The sequence below is a fragment of the Kribbella sp. NPDC104218 genome, from assembly GCF_055584105.1.
The window spans coordinates 171,520-190,572 of the sequence record NZ_JBVJMQ010000005.1 but is presented as its reverse complement, the minus strand read 5'-3'; the positions used below and the strand labels follow the sequence as shown (position 1 = coordinate 190,572).

The following is a 19,053-nucleotide window of genomic DNA, read 5'->3' as shown; positions in this document are numbered from 1 at the left end:
TCAAGCTGCAGAACTGGGCGGTCGCAGATGCCCTGAGCGAACCTGAAGGGCCTGGCCGAATTCGGACAGGGGTTCACGCCGTCCGGGCTGGGCTGGGCGGCGTTCGGCGGCGGTTGTTGTGGAGGGCGTGGGGTGGGCGGAATCCTAGGCGGGGTTGGGGAAACGGGGGTGTTGGGGTGGGGTGGGTCGGTGTGGTGAGGGGTGGGGCGGGTTGGTGTGTGGCGGGTTTCGGCGGTGGTTGAAGGGGTTTACCGGGGGTCGGGTGGACCGGATGTTCAGGGCATGCGGATAACTAGAGTGGTTGCGGCGTTGGCCGTGGTGGTGGGGCTGAGTGTGCAGGCGCCTGGGGTGGCGGGCGCCGGCGTGGCCGATGAAGGGAACGGAGTGACGGCGGGGTTGCCTTATCCGGCGCGGGACGCGTACCGGATGAAGGCGATCCAGACCGACTTCTGGCACAACCCGGACGAGATCGCCGGGAACAACACCGGCGCGATCGCGATGAACATGGTATGGAGCTCCTGGCAGGCGACCGACAAACGGGCGCCCTGCGCGGCGAGTGAGCAGGAGTACGACGGTCGCTGCTTCAGCGTCGATCCGCAGGTCGACGCGGAGATCAAGGCGTACTCCGACCGGGGCGTGATCGTCACCGCGATCGTCTACGGCACGCCCGCGTGGGCCCGGGCCGGCAAGCGCTGCGTCCAGCCCGGCGGGATGGAGAACTTCTGCTCCCCAACGAATCCCGCCGACTTCGGCCGGTACGCCGGGATGATCGCGGAACGGTACAACGGGTTGCACGGCCACGGCCGGATCGCGGACTTCGTGATCGGGAACGAGGTGAACACCAACCTGTGGTTCGACATCGGCTGCGGGCACGGCGTCCCCTGTGACAAGAACAAGTGGCTGGACGAGATCGCCGCGAACTACAACGCGGCGTACGACCGGATCGTCGCGGCGCAGTCCGAGGCCAAGGTGCTGACGTCGATCGACCAGCAGTGGGGGATCGAGCTCGAACGTCCGGCCACCGGCGGGGACGATCCCACCCTGGCCGGCGAGTCCGTGCTGAAGGGCCTCGCGGATCGGGTCGGCTCGCGGACCTGGCGGGTCGCCGCGCACCCCTACCCCGCGCCGCTGGGCAGTGACTCGATGAGCGCGGACTCGTACCCGGTGCTGACACCGGGCAACGTCGGCGTCCTGGTCGGCTGGTTGCGGAAGAACTACCCGGGCACCAAGGCCGCGGCCGAGGTGCAGATCACCGAGGTCGGGATCAACTCACGCGAGTCCTCGGGTTCGTCTCCGACCAGGCAGCAGAACGCGATCTGCAACGCCTTCCGCAACATGCTCGGGACGCCGGGGATCGAGAGCTGGGTCTACCACCGGATGGTGGACCACCCGGCCGAGGGTGGATACGGGTTCGGTCTGCGCAACGAGAACGGCAGCCCGAAGCCGTCCTGGACGACGTGGGCGCTGGCGAACCGGACCGACATGCCGTCCCAGCTGGCCTGTGGGTTCGAGCAGCTGCCTTACACGAAGCTGACCCGCGGCTACAAGGCCGATCGCGGGCACTGGGCCTCCACGCGGCTGCTGCCGCCCGGCTTCGCTGCCGAGAAGACCTGGAAGCTGCTGCGTGAGCCGGCGGCGGACACGGTCGCCCTCTACGAGTGCCAGGTCGGCGGCCACAACCTGCTCACCAAGGACGCCGGGTGCGAGGGGCTCCGGCCGCTCGGGCCGGTTGGCTACGCGCGGACGGCGCCGGCGGCCGGCAGCGTGCCGATCTACCGGTGCTACATCCCGGGGACCGGCGACCACTTCATCTCACCCGAAGCCGGGTGCGAAGGGCAGCGAACCGAGCAGCTCCTGGGCTACTCGGCCGCGTAACCGCGATACATCAGAACAGGGCGGCCATCAGCCGGCGGCGAGCCTTTCCGACTCGCTCGTCGTCGGCGCCGACCACGTCGAACAGCTCCAGCAGATGCAGGCGGACGGCGTTGCGCTCGTCGCCGGCCGTGGTCTGGACGGTGTTGATCAACCGGTTGAACGCGTCGTCCACGTGCCCGCCCATCAGGTCGACGTCGGCGACCAACAGCTGGGCCTCGATGTCGGCCGGGTTGTCGGCGGCGCGCGTCCGGATGTCGGCCGGCGCCTCCTGGGTGCGCTTCACCAGCTGCACCCGGGCCAGGCCGGACTTCGCCTCGGCGTCGTTCGGCGTCTCCTTGATCAGCGCCTCGTACGCCGCGATCGCGCCGTCCAGATCACCGGCGCCGAGCGCGTTCTCGGCCGCCTCGTAGCGCGGGTTCGGCGCGTCCTCCTCGACGGGGGCCGCGTCGGCCGCGGGGGCGACCGGCTCGACGCGCCCGCTGATGCCGTTGGCGACCGCGACCTGCATCAGCTGGTCGAGGTACTGCCGGGCCTCCGGCTCGCCGACCGCGCCCTGGAACAGCGGCACGACCTGGCCGCGCAGGACGGCGATCACCAGCGGCACCGACTGGACGCCGACCGCCTGGGCCAGCTGCGGGTTCGCGTCGATGTCGACCCGGGCCAGCAGGAACTTGCCGGCGTACTCCGTGGACAGCCGCGCGAGCACCTCGCCGAGCGCGGCCGCGCCCTGCGCCCGCGGCGACCAGAACTCGACCACCACCGGCACCTGCAGCGACCGCTCGATCACGTCGCTCTGGAAGGTCGGCTCACTCACGTTCAGCACGTACGCCCCCGCGGCGCCGCCACCGCCACCGGCCGGCGCACCCGCGCCGGGCGCTCCACCCGGCGCCCCGGCAGGCTTGCGCAAGGACGACAGATCGATCGCCCCAGGACGGGAGAAGTTCGACTGGCTCACCAGTGCCCTCGCATTTCCGGTCGCGCCACACGGCGCACGCTTCCAATGACAGGACCCATCTTCTACGACGCTCACAACCCAGGTGTTACGGGGGTGTGGGGGTGGTGCGGGCTCGGGTGGCCATGAGGAGGCGGGCTAGGCCGGAGCGGGTGCCGGCTACGGCGATGCGGTCGTTGGGGTGGACGACGGCGCCGAGGGCCGGGGTCCAGTCCCAGTGGCCGGTGTTGCGCTGGTTGGCGAGGATGCGGAGGCCGCCGTCCTCGTTGAGCTCGCTGAGGCGGAGGCCGACGGCGATGGAGTTGGGCTCGACGGTGACTTCGGTGAGGAGGAGGACGCGGCGGCCGGCGGGGACGGTGACCTGGCTGCGGCGGTTGGCGGCGGCCGCGGCGATGGCCGGGGCGACCAGCATCGAGACCGAGCGGCTGTGGCCGAGGCCGAGGCGGCGCTCGACGCGCTGGGCGAGGTCGTGGTCGAACATCCGCATCGTGATCCGGGCGTCCGGGTTCAGGTCGCGGACGACCATCGCGGACTCCAGGTTCGTGATGTCCCCGTCGGTCAGCGCGAGCACCGACTGCGCCCGCTGGACGCCGGCCGACCGTAGCGTCTCCTCGTTGCTGCTGTCGCCGATCACGACCGGGATCCGCAGCCGATGGGCGGTCTGGACGCCGGGCGCGTCCTCGTCGTGCTCGACGCCGACCACCGCGACCCCACGCTCGGTCAGGATCTCCAGCACCCGGGCGCCGACCGTCCCGAGCCCGCAGACGACGACATGGTTACGCGGCCGGCCGCGGACGCCGCCGATCACCCGCGACAGCCGCGCCCCGATCAGCGAGTCGACGATCACGGCGGTCAGCAGCGCGACCAGCACGATCCCGGTCAGCTGGACGACGACGGCCGCGACCTTCGCCCACGGCTCCGCCTCGGAGAACACGTCGTCCTCGATCCCGGCCGACGTCACCGCGCCGGCGACCAGGTACAGGGCCCGCAACCAGTCGAGATGCGCGATGTAGTGCGTCAGCACCGTCCCGATCGTGACCAGGAACGCCATCACCGCGGCGATCCGGCGGACCCGGCGGTCGAAGATGTCGCCGAGCGCCATCAGCCAGCCGGCTCGCCGGACGTCGCGCGTCCGCCACAAACTCCGGATACCGGTGCCGAGCACGATGTCGCCGACCGGGTCATGGCTGACGGTCGGCAGCAGCTCCGGCGTGGCGGACGACGTCGTGTCGGCGAGCACGGTCAGATGCGGCTCGCGGATCAGGTCGGCCTGCCCGGCGACGAGCCGGCGGCCGCCGATGTCGAGCCAGGTGAGCTCGTCGTCCTCCAGGGCGTCCGACACGAAGGCGGGCGCGGCCAGTGACGGCCCGGAGACGACCACGCAGTCGCCGAGCAGGCTGTAGAGCTGCTTGCCGAGCCGCGGGTTGACCATCTGGACGATGATCCGCAGCTCCGGATCCATGTCCCGCGCGGTCAGCGCGGTGTGCACGTTGTGGACGTCGTCGGTGTCGAGCAGCACCAGCGCCCGCGCGGTCGACGACTGACCGTCCTTCGCGTCGATCCCGGCCCGGCGCAGCAGCGACTCGCTGATCACCCGGACGCCCATCACCTGGGCGCCGAGCTCGCTGATCCGGTCGAAGTGCCGCGAGCCCGGGTTGACGATCGCGATCACCCGCTCGCCGGAGCCGACCAGCTCGGTGACGACGCGGAGCATCGTCCGGTCGGAACCGCAGACGACGACCGCGCGCCCGTCGGCCGGACCGGCCGCCGCCTGGACCTGCGCGGGGGTGACCGGTTCGGCCGGGGTCGACTCAGAAGCGGGCGGGCTCTCGGTACTCGCCCCATTCAACCCGAAGAACGTGACAGATTTCCCCCATCGTGGCCTCCGCACGCGCCGCCTCCAGCATGGGCTCGATCAGGCTGCCGGTCCCCCTGGCTGCCTCCAGCAGAGCCGCCAGCGTACGCCGTACCCGGTCCTCGTCGCGCTGGGACTTGCGGGCCGCGAGCACCCGGCACTGCTCGATCTCCACCTCGTGGCTGACCCGGAGGATCTCCAGCTCACCCGCGACGGTGTCGGTCAGCGTGTTCACGCCGACGATCTTCTTCTCGCCCTTCTCGAGTTTCTGCTGGTACTCGAAGGCGGCGTCGGCGATCTCGGCCATGAACCAGCCGTCCTCGATCCCGCGCAGGATGCCGCCGGTCATCGAGCCGTCCGGGCTCATCTCCTTGATCCGGGCGAAGATCTCCTCGGCCTCGGCCTCGATCTTGTCGGTCAGCGCCTCGACGTACCAGGAGCCGCCGAGCGGGTCGGCGACGTTGGTGACGCCGATCTCCTCCATCAGCACCGACTGCGTGCGCAGCGCGATCTCGGCCGACTGGTCGGTCGGCAGCGCGAGCGTCTCGTCGAGCGCGTTGGTGTGCAGCGAGTTCGTCCCGCCGAGCACCGCGGCGAGCGCCTCGACCGCCGTCCGGACGACGTTCAGCGTGGGCTGCTGGGCGGTCAGCGAGACGCCCGCGGTCTGGGTGTGGAACCGCAGCCACTGCGCCTTGTCGGTCTTGGCGCCGTAGACGTCGCGCATCCAGCGCGCCCAGATCCGCCGGCTGGCGCGGAACTTGGCGATCTCCTCGAAGAAGTCCAGGTGGCTGTCGAAGAAGAACGACAGCCCGGGTGCGAAGACGTCGACGTCGAGGCCGCGGTCGAGCCCGAGCTCGACGTACCCGAAGCCGTCGGCCAGCGTGTAGGCCAGCTCCTGGCCGGCCGTCGAGCCCGCCTCGCGAATGTGGTACCCGGAGACGCTGAGCGGTTTGTACGCCGGGATGTTCGCCGCGCAGTACTCCATCAGGTCGCCGATCAGGCGCAGATGCGGCTCCGGCGGGAACAGCCACTCCTTCTGGGCGATGTACTCCTTGAAGATGTCGGTCTGCAGCGTGCCGTTCAGCTTGGTGATGTCCGCGCCCTGGCGCTCGGCGGCGACCAGGTACATCACGAACGCCGGGACGGCGGGGCCGGAGATCGTCATGGACGTCGTGACGTCCTGCAGCGGGATGCCGTTGAACAGCCGGTCCATGTCGGCGGCCGAGTCGATCGCGACGCCGCAGTGCCCGACCTCGCCGAGCGACTTCGGGTCGTCGGAGTCGCGGCCCATCAGCGTCGGCATGTCGAAGGCGACCGAGAGCCCGCCACCGCCGCCGCTGAGGATCATCTTGTAGCGCTCGTTGGTCTGCTCCGCGTTGCCGAACCCGGCGAACTGCCGGATCGTCCACGGCTTGCCGCGGAACCCGGTCGCGTGCAGCCCGCGGGTGAACGGGAACTCGCCCGGCCAGCCGATCCGCTCCATCCGCGGGTCGTCATGGCCCTCCGGCGGGCCGTAGACCGGCTCCACCTCGGTCCCCGAGAGCGTCGTGAAATCGGCCTCGCGCTTCCGCGCCGCGTCGTACCGCTGCTGCCACCGGCTCCGGCCGGCCGCGATCTGCTCGGCATCCATGTACTCAAAGTACTTGGACGTCCAACTATTTCCAACTGCGCGCGGCCAGCAACCTGAGCGTGTACGGCGCTTGCGGCGCCCGCAGAACCGCCTCCCGGGCCCCCTGCTCGACCAAGCGGCCCTGACTGAGGACAGCCACCCGATCGCAGAGCTGGTCGACCACCGCGAGGTCGTGGGAGATGAACAGGCAGGCGAAGTGCAGATCGCGCTGGAGGGAGCGAATCAGCTCCAGGACGGTCGCCTGGACGGAGACGTCGAGCGCGGACGTCGGCTCGTCGGCGATCAGCAGCGGCGGATCGAGCGCGAGTGCACGGGCGATCGACACCCGCTGCCGCTGACCACCGGACAGCTCGTGCGGATAGCGATCCGCCCACGACCGCGGCAGCTCCACGCTCTCCAGGAGCTCGCCGACGCGGGCGCGCAGGGCACTCCCGCGGACGCCGCGGTGCACGACCAGCGGCTCGCCGATCGAGCGCCCGATCGCGGCCCGCGGGTTGAGCGAGCCGGCCGGATTCTGGAATACCACCCCGATCCCCGCGCGGATCCGGCGCAGCGCGGCCGGTCGCGCGCCGGTCAGCGACTGCCCGCCGACGCGAATCTCGCCGGCGGTGATCGGCGCCAGCCCGAGGACCGCCTTCGCGATCGTCGACTTCCCCGATCCCGACTCCCCCACCAGCCCGGTGATCTCCCCTGGGTCGAGCCGCAGGCTGACGTCGTCCACCGCGCGGCCGGTCCGCCGGTAGTCGACAGTCAGCCCAGCGATCGACAACACCGGTACGACGTCGGCGGCCGGGGCGGCCTGACTCCGGGGCCCGCCGCGCGGGACGGCCGCCAGCAGCTCCCTGGTGTACGCCGCCTGCGGTCGCTCGAACAGCTCGGCAGCAGCAGCCGTTTCCACCACGGCCCCGGCCCGGAGGACGACGACCCGGTCGGCGACGTCCGCTACCACCCCAAGGTCGTGCGTGATCAGCAGGATCGCGCCGGAGATCTCGGCCCGCATCGCGAGCAGGACGCCGAGGATCTCCTGCTGCACGGTGACGTCGAGGGCCGTGGTCGGCTCGTCGGCGATCAGCAGCTCGGGGTCGCCCGCGACCGCGAGCGCGATCATCACCCGCTGGCACTGACCGCCGGACAGCTGATGCGGATACGACCGGAACCGGTCCGCGGGGATCTCGACGAGCTCCAGCAACTCGATCGCCCGGGCCCGCGCTGCCACCCGGGGCAGCCCCGGCCGATAGGCGCGGATCGTCTCGACCAGCTGCGCGCCGATCGTGAACACCGGGTCGAGCGCGCTGACCGGATCCTGGAAGACCATCGCGATCCGCCGCCCGCGCAACGCCGTCAGCTCGCGCCGGCTCATCGACAGCACGTCCGCGCCGCCGAACGTGATCCGGCCGGCCACGGTCGCGGTCGGCGGCAGCAGACCGACGGCCGCCAGCGCGGTCACGCTCTTCCCCGAGCCCGATTCGCCGACCAGCGCGAGCACCTCGCCCGGGCGGACGCCGAAGCTGACCCGATCGACCGCGCGCACCGGCGTACCGCCGACGGCGAAGTCGACCGTCAGATCGGTCACGGTCAGAACGTCGCTCACACCTCCGGCCTCCCCAGCACGGCCTGCTCGATCTGCTCGGTCCGGCGCGCACGGAACACGTCGATCGGCCAGCGTGAGCTCCCGCCGTACCGAACCACCTCCGGCCGGCCGTCGGCGTCCCAGGTGTACTCCACCCGCTCGCCGACCGACCCGAACCCGGAGGTCGGGACGACGCGCAGCGTGTTCGCGTCGATCACCTCGAGCTCTTCGTATCCGTCCAGCGGGCTCGCGTACGCCGGGTACAGCGCGACCAGCCGGCCGCCGAGCAGCGCGATGTCCTGCACGGCGGTCAGGTTCGCGAAGCGGCCGCAGAACCGGCGCGCGTCCACGCCGTCCGGCACCTTGGTCCCGGCGGGCGGATTGGCCGCCAGATCCAGCAGCCGCATCACCCCGGTCGCGAGCGCGACGGCCGGACCGGTGATGCAGTTGGTCAGCACCGAGACCACCAGTTGGTCGGCCGGGTCGATGAAGGTGCGCGTGACGTGGCCGGGGTACCCCCCGCTGTGCCCGACCAGTCGCCGCTCGCCGACCTTGACGATCTCCATCCCGAGCCCGTACCGCTCGATCTCGGTGCCGAACGCGATCACCAGACTCTCGTCGCGCTGCAACAGCCGCTTGCTCGCGTCCGTCAGCAGCTTCTCGGCGCCGAAGAACTGCGCCGCGCCGAAGGCGGTCAGCTCCTCCGCGGTCGAGTAGACGCCGGTCGCGGGCGCCATCGCGCGGGTGTCGGCGTGCGGGATCAGCTCGCGCCGGTCGTCGCCGTCCAGGAGCCCGCTGTGGCCGCCGGCGTACTGGTCGGCGCGCCGCGGGTCCCACTCGGCGCCGGTGTTGCGGAGGCCGAGCCGGTCGACGATGTTGGTCGCCAGGTACTCGCCGTACGACGATCCGCTGGCCGCCTCGATGACGAGACCGAGTAACGAGTAGCCGATGTTGGAGTACTTGAAATGCTCGTTCGGCTCGAAGACCCGGCCGTGCGACCGGCAGAGCTCGATCAGCTCCGCGCGGCCGGGGAACGGGTCCATCAGCTGCCAGTAGTCCTTGTCGATCCCGTCGCGGATGACGCCGGCCTGATGGCCGAGCAACTCGCGCACGGTGGCCGCCGCGACCGCGCTGCCGGCCAGCTCGGGGATGTAGGTCTGGATCGGGTCGTCGAGCCGGAGCCGGCCCTGCTCGACGAGCTGCAGGACGGCGGTGCCGGTGAACATCTTGCTGTGCGAGGCGACCCGGAACAGGTGGTCCGGGCGCAGCGGCGTCCCGGCGACCTCGTCGCTGACGCCGAGCGCGGCCGAGAGCACGAGCTCGCCGCCGACCCGGACCGCGGCCTGGACGCCGGGCGTGCGTAGATAGCGGCGCTGGAAATCGAGCCAGCTCTCCACGGCCGGGGCGGCTTCCTGGGCGGTGCTGAGGTCGAACAAGGCGGTGTCCGTTCTGTCGTCGATGGCCATTCAGGAGCGCTCTTTCGGGTTCACCGCGTCCCGGAGGACGTCGCCGAGAGTGATCAGACTCAGGACGGTAATCGCGAGGAAGACTCCCGGATAGACCAGCGTGTGCGGTGCCTGCTGAAAACGCGACTGGGCCGTGGCGAGTTGCAGTCCCCACGAGACGGACGGCGTCCGCAGACCGAGACCGAGGAACGTCAGGGTGGACTCGGCAACGATCACGCCGGCGACGGTGAGCGTGGCCAGCGCGAGCACCGGACCGGCAGCATTCGGTAACACATGGTGAGCAAGGATGCGGCGGACCGGGAACCCCATCGCCCGCGCGGCCTGGACGTACTTGGCGTCCCGGGTCGCGCGGACCGACGTCCGGACGACTCGGGCCAGGGTCGGCCAGGAAAAGACCGCCAGCACGAGGGATACCGACAGCACGGTCTGCCGGCCGAGGCTGTTCAGGACGACGATCGCCCCGAGCAGGAACGGGAATGCGAGGAAGACATCGGTCAACCGGGCGAGCACGGAGTCCACCCAGCCGCCGGCGTACCCGGCCGGCGTCCCGACCAGGACGGCGATACCGAGCGCGATCAGCGTGCTGAGCAGCCCGACCGCGAGCGACGCCCGGGTCCCGAAGACCACGTTGGCATAGACGTCGCAGCCTTGCAGGTCCTGGCCGAACGGATGCCCGGACGACGGCGGCCGGGCGCTCGCCGACAGGTCGCAGGCCCGCGGATCGACGCTGCTGAAGGCGCCTGGGAACACCGCGAGCAGCCCGAGCACCACCAGCACCGCGACCGGCAGCCAGAACAGCACCTGCCGCCGGACGGTTGGCCAGACGCCGCGCTCAGTCATGGCGGATCCGGGGATCGAGCAACGAGTTCAGCAGGTCCACGATCGCGCTGCTCAGCAGGAACACGATGATCAGCGCGGTGGCCAGGCCGACGACCGTCGGCCCTTCGTGCGCGCGGATCGACTGGAACAGCAGCTGCCCGACCCCCGGCAGGTTGAAGATCCCTTCGGTGACGACGGCGCCGCCGAGCAGGAAGCCGAGATCGACCGCGAGGAAGGTCAGCACCGGGATCGACGAGTTCCGCAGGACATGGACGCCGATCACCCGGCGCCGGCTCAGGCCGCGGGCCCAGAGCGCGCGGACGTGGTCCGAGCTCATCGTGTCGATCACGCTCCCGCGGGTCAGCCGGGCGACCGCGGCCAGCCCGGTCACCGCGAGAGTCGTTGCCGGCAGCAAGTACGACAGCGGCCAGCCGTCCCCGATCCCCGCGATCGGGAGCAGCCGCAGCTGGACGCCGAACACCAGCTGCGCGGTCACCGCCAGGACGAAGACCGGGACGGCCGCGATCAGGATCGTCAGCACCAGCACGCCGCGGTCGATCCAGGTGTTCTTCCGCAGCCCGGCGAGCAGGCCGAGACCGACGCCGAACAGCACCTGGATCACCCAGGCCGTGAGCGCGAGCCGGATCGTCACCGGCCAGCGCGTCGCGAGCCGCTCGGCCACTGACCGGCCGTGGAAGTCGATGCCGAGATCACCGGTCAGCAACCGGCCGAGATAGCGCAGGTACTGCGACCACAGCGGATCGTTCAGGTGGTACGCCGCCCGGATCCGCTCGGCCACCGCGGGCGACAACGGCTGGTCGCCGCCGAGGCCGGCGATCGGGTCGCCCGGCAGCGCGAAGACCGCCGCGTAGATCGCGAACGTCACCCCGAAGAACACCAGCACCAGCTCGGCCAGCCGCCGCAGCGTGAACCGCAGCATCAGCGCGCGAGCGTGGTGTTCTCGAGGATCACCCCGGACCCCTCGTGCAGACTCGCGATCCGGTCCGAGGTGGCGAAGACGTTCTTCTCGAAGAACATCGGCGGCGCCGGGAACCGCTGCAGGATCGCCTTCTGGACGTCGACGTACCCGGCCGCCGCCCGCTGCGGATCGACCTGCGCGTCGGCCTTCGCGATCAGCCGCGCGATCCCGGGGTCGTGGTCGGGGACGCAGTTCGTGCAGCCGCCGGTCTTGGTGTAGATCGCCCGCAGCGTGTTCTGCTGACTGGCGTAGAGCGCACCCCAGCGCGCGAAGAACGGGCCGCTCAGCGTGGCCTCGCTGCGCAGCTTGAAGAACTCCGGGAAGTCCGCGGTCGGCTTCGCGGTGACGTCCTTGATGCCGAGGTTCTGCCGGAGCTGGTTGGCATAGGCGTTGAAGAGGTCCTCGCGGCCGAAGCCGCCCGGGTAACGGATCTCCATCGAGCCGCTGAACCCGCCGGCCGCGGCGAGCAGCTGGCGGGCCTTGACCGGGTCGAACGTACACAGCTCACCGCACAGACCCTTCGGCGTCCCGGGCTGGGCGGGCGGCGTCAGCGCGGTGGCCGGCTCCCAGATGCCGCCGAGGATCGCCTTGCTGACGGCCTCCCGGTCGATCGCCATCGAGATCGCCTGCCGGACCCGGATGTCCTGGTAGCGCTTGTCCCACAGCGGCAGGCCGAGGTAGCTGATCGCCAGGCCCTGGAAGACGTAGGCCCGGTCCCCGAAGTCCTTCTTGACCTGCCCGAGCCGCGAGTTCGGGACGTACAAAATGTCGGTGCTGCCCGCCAGGACGTCGGTGTAGGCGGTGTTCATGTCGGTGTAGGGCTTGAAGGTGATCTCGTCGACCGTCGGCTGCGGGCCCTGGTACCCGTCGTACCTGCCGACCGTCATCGGCTCGCTCTCGCGGTAGGGCTGCAGCATCCGGAAGGGACCGTTGCCGATCGGGTTCTTGGCGAACGCGTCGGCATCGGCGTACGCGGCCTCCGGGAGCGGGTAGAAACCGGTCTGCGCCTGGGAAAGCTGCGCCGGGAACTGGCCGTCGGGGCTCTTCAGCGTGACGGTGAAAGTGTGGTCGTCGACGACCTTCAGACCGGACAGCTCGGTCGCGGCCGGCTTGCCCTTGGCCGGGTTGAGCGCGTCGTACCCGGCGATATTGGCCAGCTGGCCGCTGTTCTGCCAGGCGTTGGGGCCGTAGGCAACGGCACTCCAGGCCTTCACGTAACTCTTGGCGGTGACCGGCTCGCCGTTGTGGAACGTCCAGCCCGGCCGGAGCTTGATCGTCCAGTGCACGGCGTCGGTCGAGGTCACCGACTCCGCGTTGCGGAACTCGACGGCGCCGTCCTTGCCGACGAAGGTGAGCCCGGAGAACAGCACCATGTCCTGGGAGAACGCGATCGTCTGCCGGCCCGGGTGCAGGGTGATCGGGTCCTCGACGGCGTACGAGATCGCCTTGTTCGGCTCGTCGGCGGGCTGGTCCGGGGCGCAGCTCGACAGGGCCAGCACACAGGCCAGGGCAGCGCTCAGCGCACGTTTCATGTCAAGCTCCCCGTGAAGATCGGATCAGGTGAAGTCGCCCGCATTCTGCCGTAACGGCTCGAGTACGGACCACAACATCTTCAGCTGGTCGTCGGTGAGGCCGCTGAGCGCGAAGTCGGCGGCGACCAGATCGGCGGTCGCCCGCTCGACCACGGCCCGCCCTTCGGCGGTGATCTCGCACAGGACGGCGCGGCCGTCGTCCGGGTGCGGGGTGCGCAGGACCAGGCCGGCGGCCTCCAGCCGGCGCACGATCGAGGTGACCGAGGTCGGGTGCACCTGCAGCCGCTCGCCCATCTTGCCCAGCGGCAGCGAGCCGCGGCGCGAGAACGTGAGCAGCACCAGGGCCTCGAACCGGGCGAACGTCAGCTCGTGGTTGCGCAGGATGTCGTCGAGCTCGCCGATCACGATCTGCTGGGCCCGCATCAGCGACGTGACCGCCCGCATCTGCTCGACCGCGCCCCACCGCCGTCCCCACTGCCGCGACGCCTCGTCGATCGGATCGAACGGCAACGCTCGTCTCCTCGCCATGAACCGAAGAGTAACTGTCGATGGCGTGTGGGAGGGTGCAGGGCATGGGATTGCCGGTGGAGTACTACCTGGGACAGGTCGAGATCGAAGCGGCGCGGCTGGCGGAGGTGGCCCGCCTCGGCGCCGCGGCGGCGGTGCCGAGCTGCCCCGGCTGGACGGTCGAGGACGTCGTCCGCCACGTCGCGCAGGTCTACCTGCACAAGGTCGAGATCCTGCGCACCGGCGAGCGGCCCGACCCCTGGCCGCCGGCCGAGCTGGCGGCGCGCGATGCCGCCGAGCTGTACGCCGAGGCCGTCACCGCGATCGTCGAGGCGCTGACCGCGGCCGGCCCGGGCCGTCCGGTCTGGACGTTCAGCCCGGCCGATGCGACGTCCGGGTTCTGGTTCCGGCGGATGGCGATGGAGACCGTCGTCCACCGCGTCGACGCCGAGCTGGCGCATGACGTCGTGACGCCGCTCGACACCGAGCTCGCCCTCGACGGGATCGACGAGCTGCTCTACCCGAGCCTGGGCGGGCCCTGGTGGGAGGAGGGCGACACCGAGTACCCGGTCGACGCCGCGGTCCGGATCACCGCGGGCGGCCGGTCGTGGACGGTCCGGCTCGATGCGACGAGTGTGACGGTCGTTCAGGGTGCCGAGGGCGATGCGGCGGCCGAGGTCTTCGGCGAGCCGAGCGCGGTGTACCTCTGGTTGTGGGGTCGGCTGGGTGACGACGCCGTCCAGTTCGCTGGTGACGCCGAGGTGATCCGGGCCTTCCGTGGGCGGCTGACGGAGAGTACGCAGTAGAGATGTCCTGATCGTGGCCGGCCGTTCGTTCCTTATCGAGGGACCACGGTGGTCCTGACGAGAGGAGTCGCGCCATGGCGCAGTACCTGGCACTCACCTACACCCCCGATGTGGACTGGTGGGCCCCGGAGCATGCGGATGAGCTGGCCGAGTACCGGCAGTTCGGCGTCGAGTACGCCGGGCAGGTCACGGCCAGCGCCGTCCTGCACCCGACGTCGACCGCGACCGTCGTCCGGGTCGAGGGCGCGCGCGGCGGGCAGGTGGTCACCACCGACGGGCCGTACGCCGAGACCAAGGAGGCCCTGACCGGGTACTACCTGATCGAGGCCGACGACCTGGAGGCAGCGGTGGCGATCGCCGCGCGGATCCCCGCCGCGTGGAACGGCGCCGTCGAGGTCCGGCCGGTCATCATCGCGAAGTAGTGCACTTCGACGCGGTCGCCGAGACGGTCCGGATCGAGGGCACGCGGATTCTCGCGACCCTGATCCGGACGGTCGGCGACGTCCAGGTCGCGGAGGACGCCGTCCAGGAGGCGTCCTTGGCGGCCTTGCGGGCCTGGCCGGAGAGCGGGGTCCCGGCCGAGCCGCGGGCCTGGCTGACCGTCACCGCGCGGCGGAAGGCGATCGACATCCTGCGCCGCGAGCGGGCCCGGGGCGACAAGGAGCGGCAGGGCACGGAGCTGCTCGAACTGAGCAGCTCCGTCGTGGAGCCTGACCAGGTCGTCCAGGACGACCTGCTTCGGCTGATCTTCACCTGCTGCCATCCGACGCTCGCGCCGCCGACCCGGGTCGCTCTTGCGCTCCGCACGCTCTGCGGCCTGTCCCCTGCCTCGATCGGGGCAGTCATGCTCACCTCCGAGGCAGCCACCGCCAAGCGGCTCACGCGGGCCCGGGCCAAGATCGCGGCGGCGCGGATCCCCTACCGCGTCCCAGCCGCGGCCGAGCTACCCGACCGGCTCCCCGCGGTCTGCGCCGTCGTCCACACCCTCTACACCGCGGGGCACGCCCCGGCGGCGGGCGATTCGGCGTACGACCTCGATCTCTGCACCGAGGCGATCCGCCTGGCCGACCTCCTGCACACCCTGCTCCCCACCCAACCCATGCCAACCGCCGTCCTCGCCCTGCTCCTCCTGACCGAAGCCCGCCGCCCCGCCCGCCTGGACGCCGCCGGCGACCTCGTCCCCCTCGACCAGCAGGACCGCTCACTCTGGGACGCCGCCGCCATCACCCGCGGCATCGCCCTCCTGAACGACTCCCTCACCCGCTCCGCCCGCCAAGCCGACCCCTACCAACTCCAAGCCGCCATCGCCGCCGAACACGCCCGCTCCCCCACCTACTCCACCACCGACTGGCCCGAAATAGTCCGCCTCTACACCCTCCTCCTCTCCGTAGCCCCCACCCCCGCCGCCGCCCTCGCCCACGCCGTAGCCACCGCCGAAGCCCAAGCCCCCCAAGCCGCCCTCACCCTCCTGGCCGACCTACCACCCACAGCCCGAACCCGCACAGTCCGCGCCGAACTCCTAGCCCGCCTCAACCGCTACGAGGAAGCCACCCAAGAACTAACCGCAGCCCTGACCGATCCGGCCACCACAGCCGAACGCCACCACCGAGAACGCCGCCTGGCCGTCTTTCAGGCGCGGCGGGAGACCTGAGGTCAGTCAGGCTCGTCGGTCCAGTTGCCGCGTTCGCTGTTGAAGATCGACTTGGAGGCGGGGCTGGTGGTGGCGGGGCGGGGGGTTGGGCGGGTGGTGGCGGCGGGGGCGACGGTGGTGGCGACCTCTTGGCTCGAGTCCATGCCGATGGGGCCGGTGCCGTCGTCGTCGGTGTCGTCGTCGGACTGGACGACGTCCACGCTGGCGGAGGCGCGCAGGCCGGTGCGCTGGATGACGCGCTGGATGGTGAGGTCGCGGTCGTCGGGGCGGCTGACCCACTTGATCTCGCGGAAACCCTGGTCCTGCGCGGCCGACTCGAAGATGAAGTGGCCGTAGCCGAGGATCCGGCCGATGATCGGCTTCTGCAGGGTGATGTCGAGGACCCGGGCGATCGGGGTGGTCGCGACGGTCTGGGAGAAGACGCCGCGGATCCGCATCACCCGCATGTTCGTGACCACGAAGCGGTCCCGGTGATGGGTGAGGAAGTTCCAGAAGGCGTGCAGGAGCAGCACCAGGACGATCGCGAGCAGCACCTGCTGACCGGGGATCGAAGTGGCCGCCAAGGTGACCAGCAGGGCCGTGGCCAGCACCACCTCGAGCATCGGCAGGGTGAAGACCACCCAGTGCTGGCGGACCTCGTCGATGACGACTTCGCCCTCGTCCGAGATCAGGTGCCGCCGGACCTTCGGGTCCAAGACCCGGAACAGACCGAAACCGGCCATCGGTTCACTCCCCTGTCACGCGACTGTTGGTGACCCCGTACGGACCAGTGTCCCGCACGATCGCTCGTCACGGGACACTCGAACCGCAGATCAGTTGAACAGCGCGGTCAAGAAGGTGATGATGCTCCCGAACAGGTCACCGACGCCGGAGAACGCACCGCCCACCGCATCAGCGGCATTCGTCGGCTGTGTGAACAGATAGAAGCCGGCAAAGGCGATGACCGACCAGATCAACAGCTTCTTCGGCATGTCACCACTCCTCGTTCGCAACCACTGGGTCGACTGTGTTTGGATTTGTATCACGGACCGTCACCAATTGTCACTGACTGAACACAGCCCACCGCACGATGCTCACCAGCTACAAGGTCCATTGTGTAACGGATTCGAGGCTACTTCAGCCCCCGGCGCGCCGCTCGCAGGCGGACGCCGCGCCGCAGAGGACCATAGCGCAACGATGTGACAATGCGTGACGAAATGTCACATCGCGAGACGCAAATCACAACGCGGCGATCAGTTCGTCCGCCGCGCGGTACGGATCGGTGCCGCCCTCGGCGACCTTGGCGGCCAGGACGTCGAGCCGCGCGTCGCCGTGCAGATGCGCGAACCGGGTCCGCAGGGCGGTCATCGCGATCGCCTCGATCTCGTCCCGCGCCCGGGAGCGTCGCCGCTCGGCCAGGACGCCGTTGCCGCGCATCCAGGTCAGCCGGTCCTCGATCGCGGTGACGACCTCGTCGACGCCCTCGCCGCGCGACGCGACCGTCTTCAGGATCGGCGGCGCCCAGGCGCCCTCGGCCCGTTCGGCCAGCGCCAGCATATGCCGCAGGTCGCGGGTGACGTTCTGGACGCCGTCCCGGTCGGCCTTGTTCACGACGTACAGGTCGCCGACCTCCAGGATTCCCGCCTTGGCGGCCTGGATGCCGTCACCCATCCCCGGCGCGAGCAGCACGATCGTCGTGTCCGCCATCCCGGCGATCTCGACCTCGGACTGCCCGACGCCGACCGTCTCCACGAACACCACGTCGAAACCGGCCGCGTCCAGCACCCGCAACGCCTGCGGCGTCGACCACGACAGCCCACCGAGATGCCCGCGAGAGGCCATCGAGCGGATGTAGACGCCGGCGTCCATCGCGTGGTCCTGCATCCGCACTCGGTCGCCCAGCAGCGCACCGCCGGAGAACGGCGACGACGGGTCGACGGCCAGGACGCCGACCCGCTTCCCGGTCTTGCGGTACGCCGAGACCAGCGCGGACGTCGATGTGGACTTGCCGACCCCGGGCGAACCGGTGATCCCGACGATGTGCGTCCGGCCGGCGTACGGCGACAGCGCCGCCATCACCTCGCGCAGCAGCGGCGACTCGTCCTCGACCAGGGAGATCAGCCGGGCGACGGCCCGGGACTCCCCCTCCCGGGCGCGTTCGACCAGTTCACTGACCGGTGGGGTGCGGCGTGGCATCAGGCCTGTCTATCAGCTCTGCGCGACGCGAACGATGAGCGCGTCACCCTGGCCGCCGCCACCGCACAGCGCGGCCGCGCCGACGCCGCCGCCGCGCCGCCCGAGCTCGAGCGCCAAATGCAGTACGAGCCGCGCGCCGGACATCCCGATCGGGTGACCGAGCGCGATCGCGCCGCCGTTCACGTTCACCTTGTCCTCGTCGACGCCGAGCTCGCGGGTGGAGGCGATGCCGACCGAGGCGAAGGCCTCGTTGATCTCGATCAGGTCGAGCGCGGCCGGCTCGATCCCTTCCTTGGCGCAGGCCTTCGCGATCGCGTTGGCCGGCTGGCTCTGCAGTGTCGAGTCCGGGCCGGAGACCGCGCCGTGGGCGCCGATCTCGGCGATCCAGGACAGCCCCAGCTCCTCGGCTTTCGCCTTGCTCATCACGACAACGGCGCACCCGCCGTCCGAGATCTGCGAGGCCGAGCCGGCGGTGATCGTGCCTTCCTTGCCGAAGGCCGGACGCAGCTTGGCCAGCGTCTCGACGGTCGTGTCGCCGCGGACGCCTTCGTCGCTGTCGATCACGATCGGGTCGCCCTTGCGCTGCGGGACCTCGACCGGAACCACCTCGTCGGCGAAGACGCCGTTCTTCCACGCGGCCGCGGCCTGCTGGTGCGAGCGGGCGCTGAACGCGTCCTGCTCCTCGCGGGTCAGCGCGCCGTTGGCCTGCTCGGTGAGCGCGCCCATCGGCTGGTCGGTGAACGCGTCCCACAGACCGTCGTACGACATCGAGTCGACGAGCGTGGTGTCGCCGTACTTGAAGCCCTCACGCGATTTCGGCAGCAAATGCGGGGCGTTCGTCATCGACTCCATCCCGCCGGCGACGACGACGTCGTACTCGCCGGCGCGGATCAGCTGGTCGGCCAGGGCGATCGCGTTCAGCCCGGACAGACAGACCTTGTTGATCGTGATCGCCGGGACGTTCATCGGGATCCCGCCCTTGACCGCGGCCTGACGCGCGGTGATCTGACCGCCGCCGGCCTGCAGGACCTGGCCCATGATCACGTACTCGACCTGGTCCGGCGCGACGCCGGCCTTGTCGAGCGCGCCCTTGATCGCGAACCCGCCCAGCTCGGCTCCGGTGAAGCCCTTGAGGCCACCGAGCAACCGCCCGATCGGGGTCCGTGCACCGGCGACGATGACGCTTCGGTTCTGCGTGTCAGACATGCTGTCACGATACCTGCGACCGCACTGGTA

General features: G+C 70.5%; 17 protein-coding genes. 4 read left to right on the top strand and 13 right to left on the bottom strand.

The annotated features are described in order from the left end of the window. Window positions 1-282 precede the first annotated feature (282 nt). Window positions 283-1,875, top strand: coding sequence for a DUF5722 domain-containing protein (locus ACZ6ZD_RS34310; protein ID WP_465678494.1), 1,593 nt, complete (start codon window positions 283-285; stop codon window positions 1,873-1,875). A 10-nt stretch (window positions 1,876-1,885) separates the two neighbouring features. On the opposite strand, the gene ACZ6ZD_RS34305 is transcribed toward ACZ6ZD_RS34310, so the two are convergent. The 9 genes from ACZ6ZD_RS34305 to ACZ6ZD_RS34265 form a co-directional block, all read right to left on the bottom strand. Continuing rightward, window positions 1,886-2,830, bottom strand: coding sequence for a tetratricopeptide repeat protein (locus tag ACZ6ZD_RS34305; RefSeq protein WP_465678493.1), 945 nt, complete (start codon window positions 2,828-2,830; stop codon window positions 1,886-1,888). Between the two features lie 85 nt (window positions 2,831-2,915). Continuing rightward, the gene (locus ACZ6ZD_RS34300) at window positions 2,916-4,676 is read right to left on the bottom strand and encodes an NAD-binding protein (protein WP_465678491.1); all 1,761 of its coding nucleotides are present in this window, start codon (window positions 4,674-4,676) and stop codon (window positions 2,916-2,918) included. Further along, window positions 4,639-6,312, bottom strand: a complete 1,674-nt coding sequence (locus ACZ6ZD_RS34295) for an acyl-CoA mutase large subunit family protein (RefSeq protein ID WP_465678490.1) — start codon at window positions 6,310-6,312, stop codon at window positions 4,639-4,641. The genes ACZ6ZD_RS34300 and ACZ6ZD_RS34295 overlap by 38 nt, the downstream gene beginning before the upstream one ends. A gap of 25 nt (window positions 6,313-6,337) precedes the next feature. Further along, a complete protein-coding gene (locus tag ACZ6ZD_RS34290) occupies window positions 6,338-7,903 on the bottom strand; it encodes a dipeptide ABC transporter ATP-binding protein (RefSeq protein WP_465678488.1) in 1,566 nt (521 codons plus the stop codon). After that, on the bottom strand, window positions 7,900-9,348 hold the full coding sequence (locus ACZ6ZD_RS34285) for a serine hydrolase domain-containing protein (protein ID WP_465678487.1): 1,449 nt from the start codon (window positions 9,346-9,348) through the stop codon (window positions 7,900-7,902). Before ACZ6ZD_RS34285 ends, ACZ6ZD_RS34290 begins: the two co-directional genes overlap by 4 nt. Then, entirely contained in the window at window positions 9,349-10,188 is an 840-nt protein-coding gene (locus ACZ6ZD_RS34280) for an ABC transporter permease (protein WP_465678486.1), read from the bottom strand. Continuing rightward, entirely contained in the window at window positions 10,181-11,107 is a 927-nt protein-coding gene (locus tag ACZ6ZD_RS34275) for an ABC transporter permease (protein WP_465678484.1), read from the bottom strand. The genes ACZ6ZD_RS34280 and ACZ6ZD_RS34275 overlap by 8 nt, the downstream gene beginning before the upstream one ends. After that, window positions 11,107-12,678, bottom strand: coding sequence for a peptide ABC transporter substrate-binding protein (locus tag ACZ6ZD_RS34270; RefSeq protein ID WP_465678482.1), 1,572 nt, complete (start codon window positions 12,676-12,678; stop codon window positions 11,107-11,109). Before ACZ6ZD_RS34270 ends, ACZ6ZD_RS34275 begins: the two co-directional genes overlap by 1 nt. Window positions 12,679-12,702: 24 nt before the next feature. Next, the gene (locus ACZ6ZD_RS34265) at window positions 12,703-13,206 is read right to left on the bottom strand and encodes a MarR family winged helix-turn-helix transcriptional regulator (protein ID WP_465678480.1); all 504 of its coding nucleotides are present in this window, start codon (window positions 13,204-13,206) and stop codon (window positions 12,703-12,705) included. 44 nt (window positions 13,207-13,250) lie between these two features. On the opposite strand from ACZ6ZD_RS34265, the gene ACZ6ZD_RS34260 reads away from it, so the two are divergent. The 3 genes from ACZ6ZD_RS34260 to ACZ6ZD_RS34250 all read left to right on the top strand — a co-directional run bounded on the left by ACZ6ZD_RS34260 (window position 13,251) and on the right by ACZ6ZD_RS34250 (window position 15,642). Beyond that, window positions 13,251-13,991, top strand: a complete 741-nt coding sequence (locus ACZ6ZD_RS34260) for a maleylpyruvate isomerase family mycothiol-dependent enzyme (protein WP_465678478.1) — start codon at window positions 13,251-13,253, stop codon at window positions 13,989-13,991. 74 nt (window positions 13,992-14,065) lie between these two features. Beyond that, window positions 14,066-14,413, top strand: coding sequence for a YciI family protein (locus ACZ6ZD_RS34255; protein ID WP_465678476.1), 348 nt, complete (start codon window positions 14,066-14,068; stop codon window positions 14,411-14,413). Beyond that, window positions 14,413-15,642 carry an RNA polymerase sigma factor gene (locus ACZ6ZD_RS34250; protein WP_465678475.1) on the top strand — a complete coding sequence of 410 codons (1,230 nt, stop codon included), beginning with the start codon at window positions 14,413-14,415 and terminating at the stop codon, window positions 15,640-15,642. The genes ACZ6ZD_RS34255 and ACZ6ZD_RS34250 overlap by 1 nt, the downstream gene beginning before the upstream one ends. A gap of 2 nt (window positions 15,643-15,644) precedes the next feature. On the opposite strand, the gene ACZ6ZD_RS34245 is transcribed toward ACZ6ZD_RS34250, so the two are convergent. From ACZ6ZD_RS34245 to ACZ6ZD_RS34230, 4 genes are all read right to left on the bottom strand, one after another. Continuing rightward, complete coding sequence (locus ACZ6ZD_RS34245) at window positions 15,645-16,364, bottom strand: PH domain-containing protein (RefSeq protein WP_465678473.1); 720 nt, start codon at window positions 16,362-16,364, stop codon at window positions 15,645-15,647. A gap of 90 nt (window positions 16,365-16,454) precedes the next feature. Continuing rightward, the gene (locus ACZ6ZD_RS34240) at window positions 16,455-16,613 is read right to left on the bottom strand and encodes a hypothetical protein (protein WP_465678471.1); all 159 of its coding nucleotides are present in this window, start codon (window positions 16,611-16,613) and stop codon (window positions 16,455-16,457) included. A gap of 247 nt (window positions 16,614-16,860) precedes the next feature. Further along, on the bottom strand, window positions 16,861-17,817 hold the full coding sequence (gene meaB, locus ACZ6ZD_RS34235) for a methylmalonyl Co-A mutase-associated GTPase MeaB (RefSeq protein WP_465678469.1): 957 nt from the start codon (window positions 17,815-17,817) through the stop codon (window positions 16,861-16,863). Between the two features lie 12 nt (window positions 17,818-17,829). Beyond that, entirely contained in the window at window positions 17,830-19,023 is a 1,194-nt protein-coding gene (locus ACZ6ZD_RS34230) for an acetyl-CoA C-acetyltransferase (protein WP_465678467.1), read from the bottom strand. Between the last annotated feature and the right edge of the window lie 30 nt (window positions 19,024-19,053).